Below are 19,235 nucleotides of genomic sequence, written 5' to 3'. Positions count from 1 at the left end.
CGCTCCCCTGTCCGAGGCCGGACAATGGCCAGCATGGGTCCGCATCCCGCCGTCGCCGACGTCCGCCGTGCCGTACGGCAGGCGCTGGGCGACCTGGAGCCGGGCGAGTTGGTGCTGGCCGCGTGCAGCGGGGGTGCCGACTCCCTGGCCCTGGCCGCCGCGCTGGGTTTCACCGCGCCCAGGGCCGGGCTCCGGGCCGGCCTGCTGACCGTCGACCACGGCCTGCAGGCGGGCTCCGGGGAGCGCGCGGCCGACGTGGTACGGCTCGCGCCCGGTCTGGGGCTCGATCTCGCCGAGGCGCTCGCGGTCTCCGTCGGCACCTCGGGAGGCCCCGAGGCGGCGGCCAGAGAGGCCAGGTACGCGGCGCTGTCGCAGGCCGCCGAGCGCCTCGGGGCGGCGGCGGTGCTGCTCGGGCACACCAGGGACGACCAGGCGGAGACCGTGCTGCTCAGGCTGGCCAGGGGGAGCGGCACCCGGTCGCTGGCCGGGATGCCCGCGCGGACCGGGATCTACCGGCGGCCGCTGCTGGGGCTGGGCCGCGCGACGACGGTGGCGGCCTGCGCGGCGCTCGGCCTGTCCCCGTGGGACGACCCGCACAACCTCGACGCCCGCTACGCCCGGGTCCGGGTCCGTGAGCGGCTGCTCCCCGCCCTGGCGGACGAGCTCGGCCCCGGCGTCGCCGAGGCACTGGCCAGGACCGCCGACCTCTGCCGTGACGACGCCGACGCGCTCGACGCCTGGGCCGCCGAGGTCTACGCCCGCGTCGCGGTACGAGATTGCGCTCTTAGCGATATCGGGCCGGTGACGATGGCCGTACGGGACCTGGAACGCCTTCCCGCGGCCGTGCGTCGCAGGGTGCTGCGGAGAGCGGCGATCGACGCGGGGGCACCGCCCGGTACCCTCGCGGCCTCGCACATCCTGCAGGTGGACCGTCTGGTCACCCAGTGGCGGGGACAGCGGCGGATAGAGGTGCCCGGGGGGGTGGGGGCGATCCGCCGGTATGACACCCTGATACTCGCCAGACAGTCAGTCAGCCCCGTTTCGTAAGGAAAAATCCCAGGTGGACGCAGCCGACATGGGCAAGGACCTCTCGAAGGTCCTCATTCCCGAGGAAGAGCTCCAGGCCAAGATCAAGGAGCTCGCGAGCCGGATAGACGAGGACTACGTGGGCCGGGATCTGCTGATCGTGGGCGTGCTCAAGGGCGCGGTCATGGTGATGGCGGACCTGGCGCGGGCACTGCACGTGCCGGTGCAGATGGACTGGATGGCGGTGTCGTCCTACGGAGCGGGCACCAGGTCGTCGGGCGTCGTGCGGGTGCTCAAGGATCTCGACACCGACATCGCCGGCCGCCACGTGCTGGTCGTCGAGGACATCATCGACTCGGGTCTGACCCTGTCGTGGCTGGTGCACAACCTGAAGTCGCGCAACCCCGCCTCGGTGGAGATCTGCGCCGCGCTGCGCAAGCCGGACGCGGTCAAGGTGCCGATCGACGTCAAGTACATCGGTTTCGACATTCCCAACGAGTTCGTCATCGGTTACGGCCTCGACTACGCCGAGCGCTACCGAAACCTCCCCTTCATCGGAACTCTCGCGCCGCACGTGTACGGAGCGGAGTGAAAAGTACGCCCTGCGCGAAGTGTGTCATTCACAAACGCGACATTGCCCATAGCGGCGGGGAACACGGACCTACCTGACGTACGTTGGTAGGGAAAGCCGGTGCTGTCCGCGCGGTGACCCCGCACGCCACGCCGGTGTACCTTCGGACGACCGAAGAGGTGGCCTCCGCCGTTTTCGGACAGTCAGTTGGAGCGGTTAGGGATACCGCGAACCCCGGGTCCGCCCGGGGTTGCCAGGCTCTGGTCAGGAAGGGACGGGCCCGCCGGGGTTCCGCATCGGATGGATCTCAAGCGATTTACACGTGGGCCACTGCTGTGGATCCTGGGCATCGTCGTTCTGCTGCTTCTCGTCACCACCATGTGGGGCGGCGACGGCAACTTCGAGAAGAGAGACACCTCTCAGATCATCAGCTGGATCAACGAGGGCAAGATCTCCAACGCGAAGATCATCGACAAGGAACAGCGCATCGAGGTCACGCTGACCGACGGCAAGCGCTACTACTCCTCGTGGGTGACCGGTCAGGGCGTTCAGCTCGCCGACCAGCTCCAGACCGCCGTCGGGGCGAAGAAGCTCGACAAGGGCTACACCGTCGACGTGCCCAAGGAGAACTTCCTCCTCAGCCTCCTGGTGAGCTTCCTGCCGATCGTCATCATCGTGCTGATCTTCCTGTTCATCATGAACCAGATGCAGGGCGGCGGCTCCCGGGTGATGAACTTCGGCAAGTCGAAGGCCAAACTCATCACCAAGGACACTCCGAAGACCACCTTCGCCGATGTCGCGGGTGCCGACGAGGCCATCGAGGAACTCCAGGAGATCAAGGAGTTCCTGCAGGCCCCGGCCAAGTTCCAGGCGATCGGCGCCAAGATCCCCAAGGGTGTGCTGCTCTACGGCCCGCCGGGAACCGGCAAGACCCTGCTCGCCAGGGCCGTCGCCGGTGAGGCCGGGGTGCCGTTCTACTCCATCTCCGGTTCCGACTTCGTGGAGATGTTCGTCGGCGTCGGCGCCTCGCGAGTCCGCGACCTGTTCGAGCAGGCCAAGGCGAACGCCCCGGCGATCATCTTCATCGACGAGATCGACGCGGTGGGCCGTCACCGCGGCGCCGGTCTCGGCGGTGGTCACGACGAGCGCGAGCAGACGCTGAACCAGCTCCTCGTCGAGATGGACGGCTTCGATGTCAAGGGCGGCGTGATCCTGATCGCCGCGACCAACCGGCCCGACATCCTCGACCCGGCGCTGCTGCGTCCCGGCCGTTTCGACCGCCAGGTCACCGTCGACCGCCCCGACCTGGAGGGCCGCAAGGGCATCCTCAAGGTGCACGGTCGCGGCAAGCCGTTCGCCGAGGGCGTCGACCTCGACATCATCGCCCGCAGGACGCCCGGTTTCACCGGTGCCGACCTGGCCAACGTGATCAACGAGGCCGCGCTGCTCACCGCGCGGGCCGACCAGAAGCTGATCACGATGGAGCTCCTTGAGGAGTCCATCGACCGCGTGATGGCCGGTCCGGAGCGCAAGTCCCGTGTCATGTCGGACCAGGAAAAGAAGATCATCGCGTACCACGAGGGCGGCCACGCCCTGGTCGCGCACGCGCTGCCCAACTCCGACCCGGTCCACAAGATCACGATCCTGTCCCGCGGACGCGCCCTCGGTTACACGATGACGCTGCCGATGGAGGACAAGTTCCTGGCGACCCGCTCGGAGATGCTGGACCAGCTCGCGATGCTGCTCGGCGGCCGCACGGCGGAGGAGCTCGTCTTCCACGAGCCCACCACCGGTGCCTCCAACGACATCGAGAAGGCGACCTCCATCGCCCGCCGCATGGTCACCGAGTACGGCATGAGCGAGCAGCTCGGCGCCCGTAAGTTCGGCAGTGGCAACGCCGAGGTCTTCCTCGGCCGTGAGATGGGCCACGAGCGCGACTACTCCGAGAAGATCGCCTCCACGATCGACGAGGAGGTCCGCCGCCTCATCGAGTCGGGCCACGACCAGGCCTGGGAGATCCTCGTCGAATACCGCGACGTGCTCGACAACCTGGTGCTGGAGCTGATGGAGAAGGAGACCCTCTCCCGCGAGCAGGTTCTGCAGATCTTCGCCCCGGTCGTCGTCAAGGAGAAGAGGCCCTCCTACTCCGGCTACGGCAAGCGGCTGCCCTCCAACCGCCCGCCGATCCTGTCCCGCAAGGAGCAGTCCGGCAACGGCTCGCTCCCTCCCGGTGAGCAGGTGACCGAGGGTAACGGCGTCCTTCCCAACGGTTCGGGCCAGCCCGACCCCGTGCAGAGGGACGGGAACTGAGCGTGGGTGTCAAGCCGCTTCAGGTCGACGCGGTCCGGCTGGAGAGCGCGGTTCGCGAGATCCTCATCGCCATCGGTGAGGATCCCGACCGCGACGGTCTCCGGGACACCCCGGCCCGGGTCGCCCGTGCCTACGCGGAGCAGTTCGCCGGCCTGGGGCAGACCCCCGAGGACGTGCTGACCACGGTCTTCGACGTCGACCACGACGAGATGGTGCTGGTTCGCGACATCGAGGTCTACTCGACCTGCGAGCACCACCTCGTGCCGTTCCACGGTGTGGCCCACGTCGGCTACATCCCCAACGAGAAGGGGCAGGTCACCGGCCTGTCCAAGCTCGCCCGCCTGGTCGACGTCTATGCCAGGCGCCCCCAGGTGCAGGAGCGGATGACCTCCCAGATCGCCGACGCGCTCATGGGGGTGCTGGAGCCGCGCGGGGTCATCGTCGTGATCGAGTGTGAGCACCTCTGCATGACCATGCGAGGTGTCCGCAAGCCCGGCGCCAAGACGATCACCTCGGCGGTGCGCGGGGACTTCCGTAACAGCGACAGGACCCGCGCCGAGGCGATGGCCCTGATCATCCGCTGATCTCGCAGAGCAGCCGCGGAACCCCGTCCGGATCAGATCCGGACGGGGTTCCGCGTTGTCGCCCAGAGAAATCCCCCAAGCTGACCTTGATCCGGCTAATATCGCCATACCCGGCAGGACCGGGTGCTCTGTGATCTTCGGATCGCGGTGGACACGCCCCAGGGTCCCCCAGGAGGAGGACGCATGCAGGCCGGACGCCCCGACCAAAGGCCGTCCGCTCCGTGACGGGTGTACGGATTCGTGGTGGCACAAGCCGGACCCGCGAGACGGGCGGACGGTACGCAACGCCTAGGCTTGTCCGCATGACTACGTGGAGTGTGCCCGGGCTGCCGGACGTGGGCCGGTGTCTCGTGATGGGCGTGGTCAACGTGACTCCCGACTCCTTCTCCGACGGCGGCCGATGGTTCGACCCCGCGGAGGCCGTGCGTCACGGCCTGGAGTTGGTCGAGCAGGGGGCCGACATCGTCGATGTGGGGGGCGAGTCCACCAGGCCGGGCGCCGCGCGGGTGCCGCTGGAGGAGGAAGTGGCCAGGATCGAGCCGGTCATCAGGGAGCTGAGCCGCGCGGGGGTCGCCGTCAGCGTCGACACCATGCGGGCCGAGGTCGCCCAGGTGGCGGTGGAGGCCGGGGCGAAACTGGTCAACGACGTCAGCGGTGGGCTGGCCGACCCGGCGATGCCCAGGGTCGTGGCCGCCGCCGGCGTGCCGTACGTGGTGATGCACTGGCGGGGGCACAGTCACGCCATGCAGGACAGAGCCGTGTACGGCGACGTGGTGACCGAGGTCTGCCAGGAGCTCACCAAGCGGGTCGAGTCCGTGCTGGCCGAGGGGGTGGCGGAGGAACAGATCGTGCTCGACCCGGGGTTGGGCTTCTCCAAGAACCCCGACCACAACTGGGCTCTGATCGCGGGCCTCGACAGGCTCGCCGAGCTGGGCTATCCGCTGCTCGTCGGGGCCTCACGGAAACGGTTCCTGGGTCGCCTACTGGCCGCCCCGGACGGCACGCCACGTCCTTTCAGTCGCAGTGACGACGCCACGCTCGCCGTGACCGCCCTCGTCGCCCAGGCGGGGGCCTGGTGCGTGCGCGTGCACGATGTCCGCCCGAACGCGGACGCCGTCCGTGTGGCTGCCGCAGTTCAGAGAGCGAGACCATGAGCGTCGACACCACCGCCGTCGAGACGGTCAACCAGGCGTTCTACACCGCCATCGAGGACGCCGACCTCGACAAGATGACCGAGATCTGGGCCGAGGACATCGATGGCGAGCAGGTGAGCTGTGTACACCCCGGGTGGCCGATCGTGAACGGCCGTCAGGAGGTGCTGCGCTCATGGGCGCTCATCATGGCCAACACGCCCTACATCCAGTTCGTGCTGACCGACGTCCGCGTCATGGTCCTGGGTGACGTCGCCATCCTCACCTGTGAGGAGAACATCCTCACCGCGGGGGACGAGGGTGATTCCAGCTTCGCCGCGGGCAAGGTGGTGGCGAGCAACACCTTCGTGCGCACGTCCGCGGGGTGGCGGCTCTGGCTGCACCACGGCTCGCCCGTGCTGCAGGGTGACGACGACGAAGAGGAAGAGGAGGTGGCGTGAGCGAGCGCACCGGCGGACGGCCCGACGGGAACGGTTTCCGGGTGGCCGAGGTAAGGGTCGGTGACAGATCCCACGACCAACGGCCCCTGCGGATCAACGACGACGTCGCGGACCTGATCGGCGATCCACTCCAGGACCCACTGGGGGATCCGGCAGGTGCGGTGTACGGCCTGCCGTCGGGCCAGGTGGCGGACCGGATCAGCCTGAAGGGGCTGCGGGTGCACGGGCGGCACGGCGTGCTGGCGGCGGAGCGGGAGCTCGGCCAGGAGTTCGTCGTCGACGTCACGCTCTTCCTCGACACGGCGCCCGCGGCGGCCCGCGACGACCTCGACAGGACGGTCCACTACGGTGAGCTCGCCGAGGATCTGGCGAGGGTCGTGGCGGGCGAGCCGGTCGAGCTGATCGAGACCCTGGCCCAGCGCCTGGCCGATGTCTGCCTGGCCCGCGAGCTCGTCCGGGCGGCGGAGGTGAGCGTGCACAAGCCCGCCGCGCCGATCCCGCTGCCGTTCGACGACGTGATCGTGACGATCACCCGGGGCCGGGTATGAGGGCGGTCCTGGCGCTCGGCAGCAACCTGGGCGACCGCTTCGGCACCCTGCGGGGCGGGCTGGACGCCCTCCTCGCCGAGCCGGGGCTCACGCTCGTCGCGGTGTCGCCGGTCTACGAGACCGACCCGGTCGGCGGACCGGAGCAGGGCGCCTACCTCAACGCGGTGGTGATCGCCGAGAGCGCGCTGGAACCCCGGGCCCTCCTCGATCGTGCTCAAGGTGTGGAGAACGCCTTCGGCCGGGTCCGGGTGGAGCGCTGGGGAGCGCGCACCCTGGACGTCGATCTGATCACCGTGGGAGACGTCGTGATGGACGACCCAGACCTGACCCTGCCGCATCCCAGGGCGCACGAGCGGGCGTTCGTACTGGTCCCGTGGGTGCGGGCCGATCCGGACGCGGTCCTGTCCGGGCGTCGGGTGGCCGATCTGCTGGCCGGTCTCGACCAGGACTACGTTCGCCCCCGTCCCGAGCTGGTCCTGCAGGGGGCCGGGTGAGGCCCAGCCGACCCGGCATCCTCGTCGGGCTCTTCGTCGTGGTCACCATCCTCACCTGGGCGCTGCTCAAGCCGCTCTACGTGTCCCTGCCGACCGTGCCGTGGACGGCGATCCCGACGGTGCTCGTGCTGGCGATCGGCGAGGCGTACAGCGGGTGGATGACGAAGGCCAGGATCGAGCGCAGACCCGACACCAAGCCCGTCGACGCCCTGGCGGTGGCCCGGCTGGCGGCCCTGGCCAAGGCCTCCGCGTACGCCGGGGTGTTCTTCGCGGGGCTCTTCGCCGGATTCACCCTCTACACCGCAGAACTGCTCGACCAGAGGGTGCCCCGTCAGGACTTCTTCATCACCGGCGGGTCGATGCTGGTGTGCGTGCTGCTGGTCTGCGCGGCCCTGTACCTGGAGCACTGCTGCAAGGTGCCCAAGGACTCCTCCGACGACGACCGCTGAGGGGACGTCTCAGCGACCCCTGGCCCACTTCCGGCCGAAGAGCATGATGACCGGGAGGGTGCACAGCAGCGGCCCGGCGACGGCCAGGGGGCGTTCCAGCCACCAGAGCAGGTCGGGCCGGACCCGGCTGCCCGGCCCGCTGCCCGCCAGCCACCAGGTCAGCGCCACCCAGATGGCCATGCCGGTCGTGTGGAACAGGAAGAGCGGGAGCGCGAACCGGTTGACCGTCTCGTTCACGCGCTGCCATCTGGGGTGGTCGAGCAGGCGCTCCATGGCCGGCCGCAGCACCTCCACCAGGCCGATCTGGAAGATCAGCAATGCCACGATGACGAAGGTGGGCGGCGCCATGTTGGACAGCTTGTCGCCGGGCACGCCGACCATCGACCCCGGGTAGATGTCCGAGTAGACCAGGCCGAAGAGCGCGAACAGCCCGGTCCACAGGATGGCGACGTCGAAGCGGCGGGGAAGCGCCACCACCCTCGCGTAGAAGAACCCGGCCTGGTGGGCCAGCCCCCAGACAATGATCATGTTGAGCCAGCCCACGGCCTCGTACCCGTAGCGCAGCCGCAGCACGTCGACGACGAGTGCCGCCCCGGCCAGCCAGATCAGGATCAGCACGTCGAAGCGCCGGTGCAGCCAGAGCGCGACCGGGAGCAGGGCGATCAGCGTGAGGTAGACACCGATGAACCAGAGCGGGCTGATGACGAGCAGGACCACCCGGTCCATCCACCTGATCCCGAATGCCCAGGTCACGGCCGAGCCCAGCACGATCCAGGTTCCGGCCAGCGCCAGCGTCGGGATCGCGAGGCCGCGGATGCGCCGCCACACGAAGGTGCCGATGCCCATCCCGCCTTCGCAGGCGCGGTTCCAGGACAGGAGGTGGACGTACCCGCCCACGTAGAAGAAGAGCGGCAACACCTGCAGCAGCCAGGTCAGGATCCACAGCCCCGAGGTGAAGCCCAGCGGGCTCGTCGGCGATGGGCCGTCCGGTCCCCACTGGAGGATCGTGAAAGCCCAGTGCCAGACCACCACGACGAGCAGGCTGAACGCGCGCAACCAGTCGACGTACCGGTCCCGCGGTGGCCTGCCGGCGGCCGGAGAGTCGCCGGGATCGGCGGGGGACGCAGGTGTCGTCGGAGGGGGCGCCTTCTCCTGGTCCTCGCCTGGTTCGATCATGTCCTCCGGACCGTGCCTCATTTGTCGATGTCGCCGACGACGAAGAACATCGAGCCCAGGATGGCGACCATGTCGGAGACCAGGTTGCCGGGGAGCATCTCGCGCAGCACCTGGACGTTGTTGAAGGAGGCGGACCGGAGCTTCATCCGCCACGGTGTCTTCTCCCCGCGCGAGACCAGGTAGTAGCCGTTGAGGCCGAGCGGGTTCTCCGTCCAGGCGTAGGTGTGGCCCTCGGGGACCTTCAGCACCTTGGGCAGGCGCTGGTTGATCGGCCCCTGGGGTAGTTCGCGGAGCCGCCGCACACAGGCGTCCGCCAGGTCCAGGGAGACCTTCACCTGCTCCAGCAGCACCTCGAACCTGGCGTGGCAGTCTCCGGCGGATCGGGTGACCACCTTCACCGGCAGCTCGCCGTAGGCGAGGTAGGGCTCGTCCCTGCGCAGGTCGAGGTCGACGCCGGAGGCACGGGCGATCGGGCCGCTCACGCCGTACTGCATGACCGTCTCGCGGTCCAGCACGCCCACCCCGCGGGTACGGGCGAGGAAGATCTCGTTTCCGGAGATCAGGTTCTCGATGTCGGGCAGCCGTCGCCGCACGTCGGCCACGGCCGTCGTGACCCGGCCCAGCCACCCCTCGGGCAGTTCCTCCTTGAGGCCGCCGACCCGGTTGAACATGTAGTGCATCCGGCCGCCGGCGATCTCCTCCATCACGGCCTGGAGGGTCTCGCGTTCCCGGAACGCGTAGAACAACGGGGTGATCGCACCGAGTTCCAGCGGGTAGGAGCCGAGGAACATCAGGTGGTTGAGCACCCGGTTGAGCTCGGCCATCAGCGTGCGGGTCCAGACCGCCCTGACCGGCACCTCCATGCCGAGCATCCGCTCCACCGCGAGGACGACGCCCAGCTCGTTGGCGAACGCCGACAGCCAGTCGTGCCGGTTGGCCAGCACGATGATCTGCCGGTAGTCACGCACCTCGAACAGCTTCTCCGCGCCCCGGTGCATGTAGCCCACGATCGGCTCGGCCGAGCTGATCCGCTCCCCGTCCAGGGTGAGCCGCAGCCGCAGCACGCCGTGCGTGGACGGATGCTGCGGCCCGATGTTGAGGATCATGTCCTCGGTCGCGAGCTCCTTGCCGTGCGCCTCCCGCACGGCGGCGGCCCCCGCGCCCATCCCCACGTTCAGCTCACGGCGAGGCTCAGTCATATGTCCATGCTGTCACGTCAGCCGCGCGAGGCAAGATCCCGCAGGGCGGCGATCAGCCGGTCGACGTGTTCGGAGGTGGTGCCGATGCCGATGGAGGCGCGTACCGCGGAGGCGGTGGGGTCGTCGCAGCCGCCGTCCTTGGCGTCCAGCAGGTGCCGTACGAAGGGGTGGGCGCAGAACTTGCCGTCCCGGACGCCGATGCCGTGGTCGCCGGACAGGGTCTCGGCGACCTCGCGGGCGGTGAAGCCGTTCACCACGAAGGAGACGATGCCGACGCGCGGGTGGTCGGGACCCCACAGGGACAGCTCCTGCACGCCGGGGACGGAGGCGAGGCCCGCGCGCAGCCGGTCGAGGAGGCGCTCCTCCTCGCGGACCAGCGGGGTCCAGCCGGTGGCGGTCAGCGCGTCGCAGGCCGCGGCCAGCGCGACGGCACCCAGGACGTTCGGGGTCCCGGCCTCGTGGCGGGCCTCGGGGTCGTCGTGCCACTCGGTCCCGTCGTCGTTCACCGCCTTCACCGCACCGCCGCCCCGCAGGTACGGCTCGGCGTCGGCCAGCCAGTCGGAACGGCCGATCAGCGCGCCGACACCGAACGGAGCGTAGAGCTTGTGACCGGAGAAGACCACGTAGTCCAGGTCGAGCGCGGTCAGGTTGAGGCGGCGGTGCGGGACGAGCTGTGCGGCGTCGACGAGGACGCGGGCGCCGTGGCGGTGGGCGATGTGGGCCAGCGCGGCGATCGGCCAGAGCTCCCCGGTGACGTTGGAGGCGGCGGTCACGACCAGCAGCTTGGGACCTTCGATCGAGGCCAGGGCCTCGTCGGCGGCGCGGACCGCCTCGCCGGGGAAGGCGGGGACCGGCAGCCGCAGGGCACGCTCCCAGGGCAGCAGCGAGGCGTGGTGCTCGGTGTCGAAGACCACGGCGGTGGTGCCCTCGGGCAGGCTGCGGGCCAGCAGGTTGGTCGCGTCCGTGGTGTTCCTGGTGAAGATCACCGAGTCGTCGGTGCGGGCGCCGACGAAGGCGCGTACCGTCTGCCGGGCCTGCTCGTAGCGGGCCGTGGTCAGCTGGGACGCGTATCCGGCGCCTCGGTGGACGCTGGAGTACGCCGGGAGCGCGGCGGCGACGGCGGCGCTCACCGGCTCCAGACAGGGGGCGCTCGCGGCGTAGTCGAGGTTGGCGTAACGGACGAGCCTGCCGCCCCTGACCGGAACCTCCAGGTCGGAGCCGAGCACGCCGGGGATCGGCCGGTCGTCGGACGTACGGGTCGCGGGGGTGGCAGCGTCGGCTGCGTCGGCGGTGAGGGTCGTCAGTACGGACACGCCAGGGCTCCTTCGAGGTCATCGGACCCCAACCCATGGCACAGGTGCCTGGAGCCCGCGCTTGCCCGGCACACCTCGTGCCGGACCAGGTCCTCACCCGGGGCACCCCGCCGCGGACGCGAGGGTTGCCGGCCAGCGAGCCGGGGCTTGTCACTGGCACTCATGACCTACGGGGGAACTATAACCGACGTCTGGCGGGAATTCGCAAGTGCTGTCTCGCATGTTCGGGAACTCATGAGGAGTCCCGTTCGTCTGGGCAGTGGGCAGGGTGAAGCCGGGCGGCTGGTGGTGTTTGTCCTGGTAGTGGCTGAACAATGCCGAACGACGGGTCTCGTCGTGCCGGTGGTGATCAAGTAGAACCAGTTGGAGGCACGAATGCTGGATTGGGTGACCAACCCGGAGATCTGGATAGGGTTCGTCACCCTTGTCGGGCTGGAGATCGTGCTCGGCATCGACAACATCATCTTCATCTCGATCCTGGCCGGAAAGCTCCCGCCCGAGCAGCGCGACAAGGCTCGCAAACTTGGCCTCCTCGCGGCCCTTGTCAGCCGGTTGGCGCTGCTGCTGGCACTGGCGTGGGTGGTGAAACTCACCTCGCCGCTCTTCGAGGTCCTCGGTCAGTCGATCTCGGGGCGGGACCTCATCCTGCTCGCCGGCGGTCTCTTCCTGCTGGGTAAGAGCGTCATCGAGATGCACGACAGCATCGAGGGCAAGGCCGGGCACGGCAGCACCAAGGTCGCGGCCTCCTTCGGCTCGGTGATCGTCCAGATCATGCTGCTGGACATCATCTTCTCCCTCGACTCGGTCATCACCGCGGTCGGCATGGTCGACCAGCTCGGCGTCATGATCGCGGCCGTGATCGTCTCGGTCCTGGTGATGCTCTTCGCCTCGGGCCCGATCAGCCGCTTCGTGGACAAGCACCCGAGCATCAAGATGCTCGCCCTGTCGTTCCTGGTGCTGATCGGCGTCGTGCTGATCGCCGAGGGTCTCGGGCAGCACATCTCCAAGGGCTACATCTACTTCGCGATGGCCTTCTCGCTCATCGTGGAACTGCTGAACATCCGGCTGCGCACCAAGACGTCCCAGTCCGAGAAGTCGGACAGCCCGACCGAGGTCTGACGTGCTCCTCGGGCTGAGGCCCGGGGATTCCGCCTGTGCCGCACATGCTCATGCGGCACTTGGGTGGCTTCCTGCCTCGTCGGCCTGTGCCACCGAAAGCGGTGGTCCCACCTGGCCTCCACAGGCGTTTCCGGTCTGAAGGCGTGAGCACTGGCCCGCGATCCGGTAGCGCGGCGGCCCGGGGGGCGAAGGACCCGGCCCCGTGCGATGGTGTTCTCATCCGGGCATCCGTCTGCCCAGCTCCAAGGGGCGGACCAGGCAATTGACGCATGGGCGACATTACGATGTCCATGTGCGCTTTGATCCCTGGAATCCGGAATTCGTCGCCCATCCGTACGACGTCTACGACGAGCTGAGGCGGCAGCGGCCGGTCAGCTTCTTTGAACCGACCGGCCAGTGGCTGGTCGCCCGGCACGCCGACGTCAACGCGCTGCTGCGCGACCGTCGACTCGGCCGCTCCTACCTGCACATGGCGACCCACGCCGAGTTCGGCAGGCCCGACGACCCCGAGTTCCAGGACCCGTTCTGGCGGGTGGTCAGGGCCGGGATGCTCGACGTCGAGCCGCCGGTGCATACCCGGCTCCGGCGCCTGGTCTCCAAGGCGTTCACCCCGCGCATGGTCGAGGCGCTCCGCCCCAAGGTCGCCGAGATCGCCGGGGGACTGGTGGACCGCTTCGTCGAGTGCGGCGGCGGAGACCTGATCTCCGAGGTCGCCGAGCCGCTCCCGGTGACCGTGATCGCGGAGATGCTCGGCGTGCCCGAGGCCGACCGGCACCTGCTCCGCCCCTGGTCCGCCGACATCTGCGGGATGTACGAGCTGAACCCCTCCGTCGAGGCCCAGCACACCGCGGTACGCGCGGCCGAGGAGTTCTCCGCCTACCTCGTCGAGCTGGCCCGCGCCCGCCGGGCGAACCCCGGCGACGACCTGATCAGCGCGCTCGCCCTGGTGGCCGAGGAGGGCGACAGGCTCACCGAGGAGGAGCTGGTCGGCACCTGCGTGCTGCTGCTCAACGCCGGGCACGAGGCCACCGTCAACGTCACGGGCAATGGCTGGTGGTCGCTCTTCCGCAACCCGGGCGAGCTGGAGCGGCTCCGCGCCGATCACGGCCTGCTGCCCACCGCGATCGAGGAGATGATGCGCTGGGACACCCCGCTGCAGATGTTCGAGCGCTGGATCCTGGAGGACATCACCGTCGGCGGGGTGGACATCCCGCGCGGCACCGAGGTGGCGCTGCTGTTCGGCTCGGCCAACCGGGACCCCGAGGTCTTCGCCGACCCCGACCGCTTCGACGTCGGCCGGGTGGACAACCCGCACATCTCCTTCGGCGCGGGCATCCACTTCTGCCTGGGCGCCCCCCTGGCCAGGATCGAACTGATCGAGTCCTTCGGCGCCCTGCTCCGTAAGGCACCGAAGCTGGAACTCGCCACCGAGCCCAGCTGGGGTCCCGGCTACGTCATCCGCGGCCTCACCGCGCTCGACGTACGGGTCTGACCCGGCTCGTGCGCGGTGCTGTCATAGGGCGCGGTGCTGTTCAGAGGGCGCGGCGCAAGGGCGGGCGCTGGGCCCAGGTGGCCCAGCGCCAGAGCCATTCGAGGGGGCCATAGCGGTATCGGCGCAGCCAGAGGGTGGAGAGGAGCCACTGGGCGGAGAGGATGGCGCCGGCGATCAGGAACACGGTCGCCAGGGACCAGCTCTCCGGTGAGCCGCCAAGGACACGACCGACCGCCAGCACCAGGATCGTGGCGGTCAGGTAGTTGGTCAGCGCCATCCGGCCCAGCGGCGCGAAGACGGCCCGCAGCGCCGGTCGGAGCGGAGTCCTGAGCAGGACCAGCAGCGCGCACACGTACGTTCCGGCGAGCAGCAGCCCGGTCACGGCCATCGAGAGGCCGAAACTCGGGTCGTTCGCGTCGCCGGCCGTCCCGATCTGCCACCGCAGGGCGGGCACCGCCCCCGCCGCGAAGACCAGGCCCAGCGCGGCCGGTACCCGGGTGGACTGCTCCATCCGGTCGATCACCCCGTACCTGACCAGGGCCGAGCCCAGCAGGAACAGCCCGGGGACCAGCACGATCCCGTTCTGGCCGGCGATCAACGGTGCCGCGAGGAGCACGGGGGCGAGGCCGGCCACGGCCCACCGGGGCAGCCAGGTCGAGGGCAGCAGCACCAGCAGGCCGACGACGGCGTAGATGGTGAGGATGTCGCCCCGCCACAGCAGGAACATGTGTGCCAGGCCCACCCCGAGCAGCACCAGGAGCCGGCGGAGCAGGAGCAGCCGTGGGCCGGCGACGCGGTCCGCGGCGGAGTTCAGCAGCAGTGAGAAGCCGACGCCGAACAGCAGGGAGAAGATCGGGAAGAAGCGCTGATCGGCGAGCAGCCCCAGCCAGGCGCCCTCCGGGTCCGCCGGCGAATCCACGACGACATGGCCGACGTCGACGTTGGCTATCGGCTTGATGTTGACCAGCAGGATCCCGCACAGTGCGAACCCGCGCAGTACGTCGAGCGCGGAGATGCGCGGCCGGCCAGGCCCGCTGTCGTAACGCCTGGTCAGGTCCGCGACCTTCGGCGCCGGAGAGGAGTCGTCGTTTGGCATGGAGGCATCCTGCGGACCCGGTTCGGTACCCGGCATCGGTCAAAAGCAGGGTTCGCACCGTCTCGGTCGTACTTTTGACCGGTAGGGTGCGCGGCCTGGTACGGGCCGGTCGTCCACGCTCACGCGTTCACTCACATCCACCAGGTCGCATCGGTGATGGTGTCGAAGCCGAGGGAATCGTAGAGCGGCTTGCCGGCCTTGGCCGCGGTCAGGGTGGCGGGGAGGTCTCCCAGGTGTGCCAGGACCGTGTGCATGAGCGCCCGTCCGACTCCGTGGGAGCGGTGGTCGGGCAGGGTGGTCACCCAGTAGGTCCCGCCGACCGTACCGTCGACGACGGTCATGCAGGCCCCGGCGGGCACCCCGTCCCGCACGGCGAGGAACAGATCGACGCCGGGGTGGCCCAGCAGGTCCTCGGGGAAGGCGTCACCCGGGCGGTAGGGCTGGAAGTTGGTCAGCGGGAATCCGTGGACCACGATGTTCTCCGCGGCCCGCAGCCGTGCCACCGTCTCCACGTGGATGATCTCCACGGCCGGTGGTGCGGGGAGCGGGCCGGGGTGACGGATCATGATGGGGAGCCGCTCCGGGGCCAGGCCCAGAGCGCTCATGTCGACCGAGCCGAACGGGTCCTCGACGATGACCCCGCCGGAAAGCCGGCGCCGGGCCAGGTCCGTCAGTTCGGCGAGATCGTCCGGACCGGGGTCCGGGGAGAGCAGCAGGATCCGCAGCCCGCCGCGCTCGCGTCCGTCCGAGCCGAGGAAGCCGGGGCGGCGGATCGGCTCGTTTCCCCGGGTCCGGGCGAGAGCCGCCCAGAAGGCGGCGGAGTTCTGGACGGCCAGTTGGAGAGAGGCCGTGTGTCCGGCGGGAACGGCGTGTGTCGGGGGAGTGCTCATGGCACCGACCCTACGAGGCGAAAAGAATCTTTGTTCGGCCCCCTCAGAGGCGGGTCTGGGAGAGCCAGCCGAAGCCGCCGAGGCCGCCGGAGGCGATCAGCTCCGCCTCCTCGGAGGCCCGCGCGAGGGCGTGCAGGTAGCCGCGCGGGTCGATCCTGGCCTGCTCGACCGGCGGGCGGTTCCCGGTGACGCCGAGGGCGCGCAGCGCCTCCCGCTGCGTGGTCAGCGCCGTTGTGACGGCCCCGGCGCTCTCGCCGGCGGCCGCGCAGGCGTCGAGCGCCACGTGGGCGGTGATGTCGCACGAGCCGTCGGGCACCGGCGCGACCATCGCCCCGTCGCGGTATCCGGCCAGCGTGCCGTACGGCGGCCGGTCGGCCAGGGAGTGGGCGTAGTCGATCGCGATCGCCCGGCCGCGTGCCAACCGTACGATCACCGAGGCCCAGGCCCGGTCGCGTGGCCTGCCGATCTCGGCCCGCTCACCGGTGGCGCGCATCGGCCACCAGCGGGCCAGCCACGCGAGATCGGCCTCGGCCGGCCTGCCACCGAGCCGCTCCTCACCGTCGGTGACGTTGACCAGGACCAGCCGGGGTCCGTCGGCGGTCTGCTCCACGATGTCGACGGGAATGTTGTCCAGCCACTCGTTGGCGATCACCAGGCCGCAGATCCCGTCCGGCGCGGCCCTTACCCAGACGATCTCCTCGGACAGCGCCGGCGGCCTGGCCGCCAGATCCACCGCGGTCACTCGGAGCCTCGACCGCAGCGCGGGTGGTGCGGCGGCGAGCACCCCGGTCGCCAGCAGGCCCTCACCGGCGCCGATGTCGACCAGGTCGAGCACCTCGGGGCCGCCGAGCGCCTCGTCAACCGAGATCAGCTCGCGCAGTACGGCCTCGGCGAAGACGGGGGAGGCGCCGACCGAGGTCCGGAAGTGACTGGAGGGTCGTTCGCGGAGGTAGAAACCGCTCTCGCCGTAGAGCGCGTGCTCCATCGCGGCGCGCCAGGTGAGCCACACACTCTCAGACGCTACCCGCCGAGGCGGAGGAACGAGATCAACTCGCGCTGACGCTTCGACTGGGTACATGACTGCATTCTGTCACCGGCTCGCATGATCGTTGTTGATGCCAGGTCGGCGCGTCGCCACCGGGATCGCCGTGTGGGCCGGGTTTTCCGGCTCTGGGTGGGCCCCGTACGGTGTGTGTCGCCCGGTTCGGGGACCTTGGCGGGAGGTTGACGCGCTGTCACCTTGATCACCGGGTGGGCCGGACTCCCCGGCGAGTCTCATACACTCCCGGTTCCGGGCTCCCAGGGTGAGACCGGGGCCGTCGCGACGGAACACGCGTCTTGCCGCGGTTGCGGCGGCGCGGCCCGTTACGCTGGTTAATCAGGCACGAAGCCCTACATGGTCGAAGGACGTGACGTCATGGACGCAGTCGATCGCCCGGCACGGCTGGCCGTCGGAGTGGTTGGAGCGGGCAAGGTCGGTTCGGCGCTCGGTGCGGCGCTCGTCAGGGCGGGACACCGGATCGTCGCGACGAGCGGTGTCTCCGACGACTCCAGGGAACGTGCGGTCGAGCGCCTCGGGCTCGTCCCGGTACGGCCCGAGGACGTGGTGGCCGGAGCGGACCTCGTCCTGCTGACGGTTCCCGACGACGCGCTGCCCGAGCTGGTCTCCGGCCTGGTGGAGACCGGTGCGAACCTGCGGGGCAAGCTGGTGGCGCACACCAGCGGCGCGTACGGCCTGGCCGTGCTCAATCCGGCGATCAAGGCCGGAGCGCTGCCGCTGGCGCTGCATCCCGTGATGACCTTCACCGGCCGTGACGACGACCTGCGCCGCCTCACCGGCATCTCCTACGGGGTGACCGCGCCCGAAGGGCTCCGCCCGGTGGCCGAGGCCCTCGTCATCGAGATGGAGGGCGAGCCGGTCTGGATCGCCGACGAGGACAGGCCGCTCTACCACGCGGCCCTCGCGGGAGCGGCCAACCACATGGTGACGCTCATCGCGGAGTCCTCCGAGCTGCTGGAGAAGATCGGCGTGGAGCAGCCGGGACGGATGCTCGGTCCGCTGCTCGGCGCGGCGCTGGAGAACGTGCTGAGACTCGGCATCTCAGGGCTGACCGGCCCGGTGGTGCGCGGTGACGCGGGTACTGTCCGCAGGCATGTGGACGCGCTGATCCTCGCGGCCCCGGAGGCCGCGGACGCCTACGTGGCGCTCGCCAGGCTCACGGCCGACCGGGCGCTGGCGGCCGGGTTGCTCAAGCCCGAGGCCGCCGAACGCCTCCTGGACGCCCTGGGGGGCAACGTGTGGACCTGAGATCCGGGGGAGCCGGTCGGTGCCGTTCTCTCCTTCCGTACGCTTGAGGTCGGGGGTCTCCACTCTCCAGGAATTTCGCTGAACGTCGCCCCTCTCCGGCCGGCAGGCCGGAGCACCCCCGGGAGGTTCCATTGATCGTGGCGGACGACCGCGCAGGGCTGCTCAAGGCCCGAGAGGCCCTGGGAATCGGCGCGGGCGCCTCAGGGGGCGGCGGCGCGCTGGCACTCGTGCCGACCATGGGCGCGCTGCACGAGGGACACCGCTCGCTCGTCCGGCTGGCCCGGCAGAGGGCGGCCCACGTGGCGGTGAGCATCTTCGTGAACCCGCTCCAGTTCGGCCCGAACGAGGATTTTTCCCGCTATCCCCGTACGTTCGATGCCGATCTGGAGGTCTGCGCGGCCGAGGGGGTGGACGTGGTGTTCGCCCCGTCGGTCGAGGACATGTACCTGCCGGACAGGCAGGTCAGCGTCTCCGCGGGGAAGATGGGCTCGATCGTCGAGGGAGAGTTCCGGCCGGGGCACCTCGACGGCATGCTGACCGTGGTGCTGAAGCTGTTCAACCTGGTCCAGCCGGATGTGGCGGTGTTCGGGCAGAAGGACGCCCAGCAGCTCGCGATGATCCGCCGGATGGTCGCCGATTTGAATCTGCCGGTCTCCGTCGTCGGGGCGCCCACGGTCCGCGAGCCGGACGGGCTGGCGCTGTCCAGCCGCAACCGCTATCTGTCGCCGGAGGACCGGGTGGCCGGTCTGGCCCTGTCCCGCGCGTTGAACGCGGGAGCCGGGCAGCGCACGCCGGTGGAGATCCGCCGGACCGCGCTCGCCGTTCTGGCGGCCGAGCCGTCGCTGGCCGTCGACTATCTGGTCCTGGTCGACCCTGCGACCTTCACCGAGGTCGGCGACGGCCACGCGGGTGAGGCGGTCCTCGCGGTGGCCGCGCGGGTGGGGTCCACCCGGCTGATCGACAATGTCACGCTCACCCTTCGCTGAGCTCCGGAGGCCCTCGTCCCCGGTGCTGCCCGGTTCCCCCGCGCCCGGCGCCCGGGGCCGCCGTGCCCTTCTGCCCCGATGGT

19 protein-coding genes and 1 riboswitch are annotated in these 19,235 nt (G+C 69.9%); of the genes, 13 read left to right on the top strand and 6 right to left on the bottom strand.

Annotated features, from left to right (window positions below; genetic code table 11):
* The first annotated feature begins 33 nt into the window (after positions 1 to 33).
* The 9 genes from tilS (at position 34) to IG98_RS0104210 (ending at position 7,573) form a co-directional block, all read left to right on the top strand.
* Positions 34 to 1,047 carry a tRNA lysidine(34) synthetase TilS gene (tilS, locus tag IG98_RS0104250; protein WP_030905700.1) on the top strand — a complete coding sequence of 338 codons (1,014 nt, stop codon included), beginning with the start codon at positions 34 to 36 and terminating at the stop codon, positions 1,045 to 1,047.
* A 13-nt stretch (positions 1,048 to 1,060) separates the two neighbouring features.
* Entirely contained in the window at positions 1,061 to 1,618 is a 558-nt protein-coding gene (gene hpt / locus IG98_RS0104245) for a hypoxanthine phosphoribosyltransferase (RefSeq protein ID WP_211263872.1), read from the top strand.
* A gap of 279 nt (positions 1,619 to 1,897) precedes the next feature.
* On the top strand, positions 1,898 to 3,907 hold the full coding sequence (ftsH, locus tag IG98_RS0104240) for an ATP-dependent zinc metalloprotease FtsH (RefSeq protein WP_030905694.1): 2,010 nt from the start codon (positions 1,898 to 1,900) through the stop codon (positions 3,905 to 3,907).
* 2 nt (positions 3,908 to 3,909) lie between these two features.
* Entirely contained in the window at positions 3,910 to 4,491 is a 582-nt protein-coding gene (gene folE / locus IG98_RS0104235) for a GTP cyclohydrolase I FolE (protein WP_030905691.1), read from the top strand.
* A 302-nt stretch (positions 4,492 to 4,793) separates the two neighbouring features.
* A complete protein-coding gene (folP, locus tag IG98_RS0104230; protein WP_030905687.1) occupies positions 4,794 to 5,645 on the top strand; it encodes a dihydropteroate synthase in 852 nt (283 codons plus the stop codon).
* The gene (locus IG98_RS0104225; RefSeq protein ID WP_030905684.1) at positions 5,642 to 6,082 is read left to right on the top strand and encodes a nuclear transport factor 2 family protein; all 441 of its coding nucleotides are present in this window, start codon (positions 5,642 to 5,644) and stop codon (positions 6,080 to 6,082) included. The genes folP and IG98_RS0104225 overlap by 4 nt, the downstream gene beginning before the upstream one ends.
* Positions 6,083 to 6,267: 185 nt before the next feature.
* Positions 6,268 to 6,630, top strand: a complete 363-nt coding sequence (gene folB / locus IG98_RS0104220; protein WP_030905681.1) for a dihydroneopterin aldolase — start codon at positions 6,268 to 6,270, stop codon at positions 6,628 to 6,630.
* Positions 6,627 to 7,124 carry a 2-amino-4-hydroxy-6-hydroxymethyldihydropteridine diphosphokinase gene (gene folK, locus IG98_RS0104215; protein WP_030905678.1) on the top strand — a complete coding sequence of 166 codons (498 nt, stop codon included), beginning with the start codon at positions 6,627 to 6,629 and terminating at the stop codon, positions 7,122 to 7,124. The genes folB and folK overlap by 4 nt, the downstream gene beginning before the upstream one ends.
* A complete protein-coding gene (locus tag IG98_RS0104210; RefSeq protein ID WP_030905676.1) occupies positions 7,121 to 7,573 on the top strand; it encodes a DUF3180 domain-containing protein in 453 nt (150 codons plus the stop codon). Before folK ends, IG98_RS0104210 begins: the two co-directional genes overlap by 4 nt.
* 9 nt (positions 7,574 to 7,582) lie before the next feature.
* Here the strand turns inward: IG98_RS0104210 and IG98_RS44465 are convergent, their stop codons facing one another.
* Genes IG98_RS44465 through IG98_RS0104195 form a run of 3 tightly spaced genes read right to left on the bottom strand, consistent with a single transcriptional unit; the run spans position 7,583 to position 11,252 of the window.
* A complete protein-coding gene (locus IG98_RS44465; RefSeq protein WP_084195119.1) occupies positions 7,583 to 8,749 on the bottom strand; it encodes an acyltransferase family protein in 1,167 nt (388 codons plus the stop codon).
* A 17-nt stretch (positions 8,750 to 8,766) separates the two neighbouring features.
* Positions 8,767 to 9,948, bottom strand: a complete 1,182-nt coding sequence (locus IG98_RS0104200; RefSeq protein WP_030905669.1) for an NADH-quinone oxidoreductase subunit D — start codon at positions 9,946 to 9,948, stop codon at positions 8,767 to 8,769.
* A gap of 17 nt (positions 9,949 to 9,965) precedes the next feature.
* Positions 9,966 to 11,252, bottom strand: coding sequence for an aminotransferase class V-fold PLP-dependent enzyme (locus IG98_RS0104195; RefSeq protein ID WP_037969355.1), 1,287 nt, complete (start codon positions 11,250 to 11,252; stop codon positions 9,966 to 9,968).
* A 61-nt stretch (positions 11,253 to 11,313) separates the two neighbouring features.
* A riboswitch (SAM riboswitch) is annotated at positions 11,314 to 11,429 on the bottom strand.
* A 207-nt stretch (positions 11,430 to 11,636) separates the two neighbouring features.
* Between IG98_RS0104195 and IG98_RS0104190 the strand changes: the two genes are divergently transcribed.
* Both IG98_RS0104190 and IG98_RS0104185 read left to right on the top strand, forming a co-directional pair.
* Positions 11,637 to 12,380: a TerC family protein gene (locus IG98_RS0104190; RefSeq protein ID WP_030905664.1), complete on the top strand. Its 744-nt coding sequence runs from the start codon at positions 11,637 to 11,639 to the stop codon at positions 12,378 to 12,380.
* A 292-nt stretch (positions 12,381 to 12,672) separates the two neighbouring features.
* Positions 12,673 to 13,872: a cytochrome P450 gene (locus IG98_RS0104185; protein WP_030905662.1), complete on the top strand. Its 1,200-nt coding sequence runs from the start codon at positions 12,673 to 12,675 to the stop codon at positions 13,870 to 13,872.
* A 40-nt stretch (positions 13,873 to 13,912) separates the two neighbouring features.
* On the opposite strand, the gene IG98_RS0104180 is transcribed toward IG98_RS0104185, so the two are convergent.
* From IG98_RS0104180 to IG98_RS0104170, 3 genes are all read right to left on the bottom strand, one after another.
* Complete coding sequence (locus IG98_RS0104180; RefSeq protein WP_051751512.1) at positions 13,913 to 14,968, bottom strand: DUF418 domain-containing protein; 1,056 nt, start codon at positions 14,966 to 14,968, stop codon at positions 13,913 to 13,915.
* 131 nt (positions 14,969 to 15,099) lie between these two features.
* Positions 15,100 to 15,858, bottom strand: coding sequence for a GNAT family N-acetyltransferase (locus IG98_RS0104175; protein ID WP_030905658.1), 759 nt, complete (start codon positions 15,856 to 15,858; stop codon positions 15,100 to 15,102).
* A gap of 43 nt (positions 15,859 to 15,901) precedes the next feature.
* Positions 15,902 to 16,867, bottom strand: coding sequence for an SAM-dependent methyltransferase (locus IG98_RS0104170; RefSeq protein WP_030905656.1), 966 nt, complete (start codon positions 16,865 to 16,867; stop codon positions 15,902 to 15,904).
* A gap of 408 nt (positions 16,868 to 17,275) precedes the next feature.
* Here IG98_RS0104170 and IG98_RS0104165 point away from each other — a divergent pair, with 408 nt between their 5' ends.
* Positions 17,276 to 18,166 (top strand): Rossmann-like and DUF2520 domain-containing protein, encoded by an 891-nt coding sequence (locus IG98_RS0104165; RefSeq protein ID WP_030905654.1) that lies wholly within the window; start codon positions 17,276 to 17,278, stop codon positions 18,164 to 18,166.
* A gap of 158 nt (positions 18,167 to 18,324) precedes the next feature.
* Complete coding sequence (gene panC, locus IG98_RS0104160; RefSeq protein WP_051751561.1) at positions 18,325 to 19,152, top strand: pantoate--beta-alanine ligase; 828 nt, start codon at positions 18,325 to 18,327, stop codon at positions 19,150 to 19,152.
* Positions 19,153 to 19,235: the final 83 nt, after the last annotated feature.

This window comes from Streptosporangium amethystogenes (genome assembly GCF_000721075.1).
In the GTDB taxonomy this organism is placed as follows: Bacteria; Actinomycetota; Actinomycetes; order Streptosporangiales; family Streptosporangiaceae; genus Streptosporangium; species Streptosporangium amethystogenes.
The sequence above is the reverse complement of the archived record's forward strand: the minus strand, read 5'-3'. Positions and strand labels throughout refer to the sequence as shown.

Excerpts from the sequence above, each read along its gene's own strand:
- IG98_RS0104190 (WP_030905664.1), top strand. The coding sequence starts at position 11,637 with ATGCTGGATTGGGTGACCAACCCGGAGATCTGGATAGGGTTCGTCACC.
- IG98_RS44465 (WP_084195119.1), bottom strand. The coding sequence starts at position 8,749 with ATGATCGAACCAGGCGAGGACCAGGAGAAGGCGCCCCCTCCGACGACA.
- IG98_RS0104175 (WP_030905658.1), bottom strand. The coding sequence starts at position 15,858 with ATGAGCACTCCCCCGACACACGCCGTTCCCGCCGGACACACGGCCTCT.
- folK (WP_030905678.1), top strand. The coding sequence starts at position 6,627 with ATGAGGGCGGTCCTGGCGCTCGGCAGCAACCTGGGCGACCGCTTCGGC.
- ftsH (WP_030905694.1), top strand. The coding sequence starts at position 1,898 with ATGGATCTCAAGCGATTTACACGTGGGCCACTGCTGTGGATCCTGGGC.
- IG98_RS0104180 (WP_051751512.1), bottom strand. The coding sequence starts at position 14,968 with ATGCCAAACGACGACTCCTCTCCGGCGCCGAAGGTCGCGGACCTGACC.
- IG98_RS0104225 (WP_030905684.1), top strand. The coding sequence starts at position 5,642 with ATGAGCGTCGACACCACCGCCGTCGAGACGGTCAACCAGGCGTTCTAC.
- tilS (WP_030905700.1), top strand. The coding sequence starts at position 34 with ATGGGTCCGCATCCCGCCGTCGCCGACGTCCGCCGTGCCGTACGGCAG.
- IG98_RS0104200 (WP_030905669.1), bottom strand. The coding sequence starts at position 9,948 with ATGACTGAGCCTCGCCGTGAGCTGAACGTGGGGATGGGCGCGGGGGCC.
- IG98_RS0104165 (WP_030905654.1), top strand. The coding sequence starts at position 17,276 with ATGGACGCAGTCGATCGCCCGGCACGGCTGGCCGTCGGAGTGGTTGGA.
- folP (WP_030905687.1), top strand. The coding sequence starts at position 4,794 with ATGACTACGTGGAGTGTGCCCGGGCTGCCGGACGTGGGCCGGTGTCTC.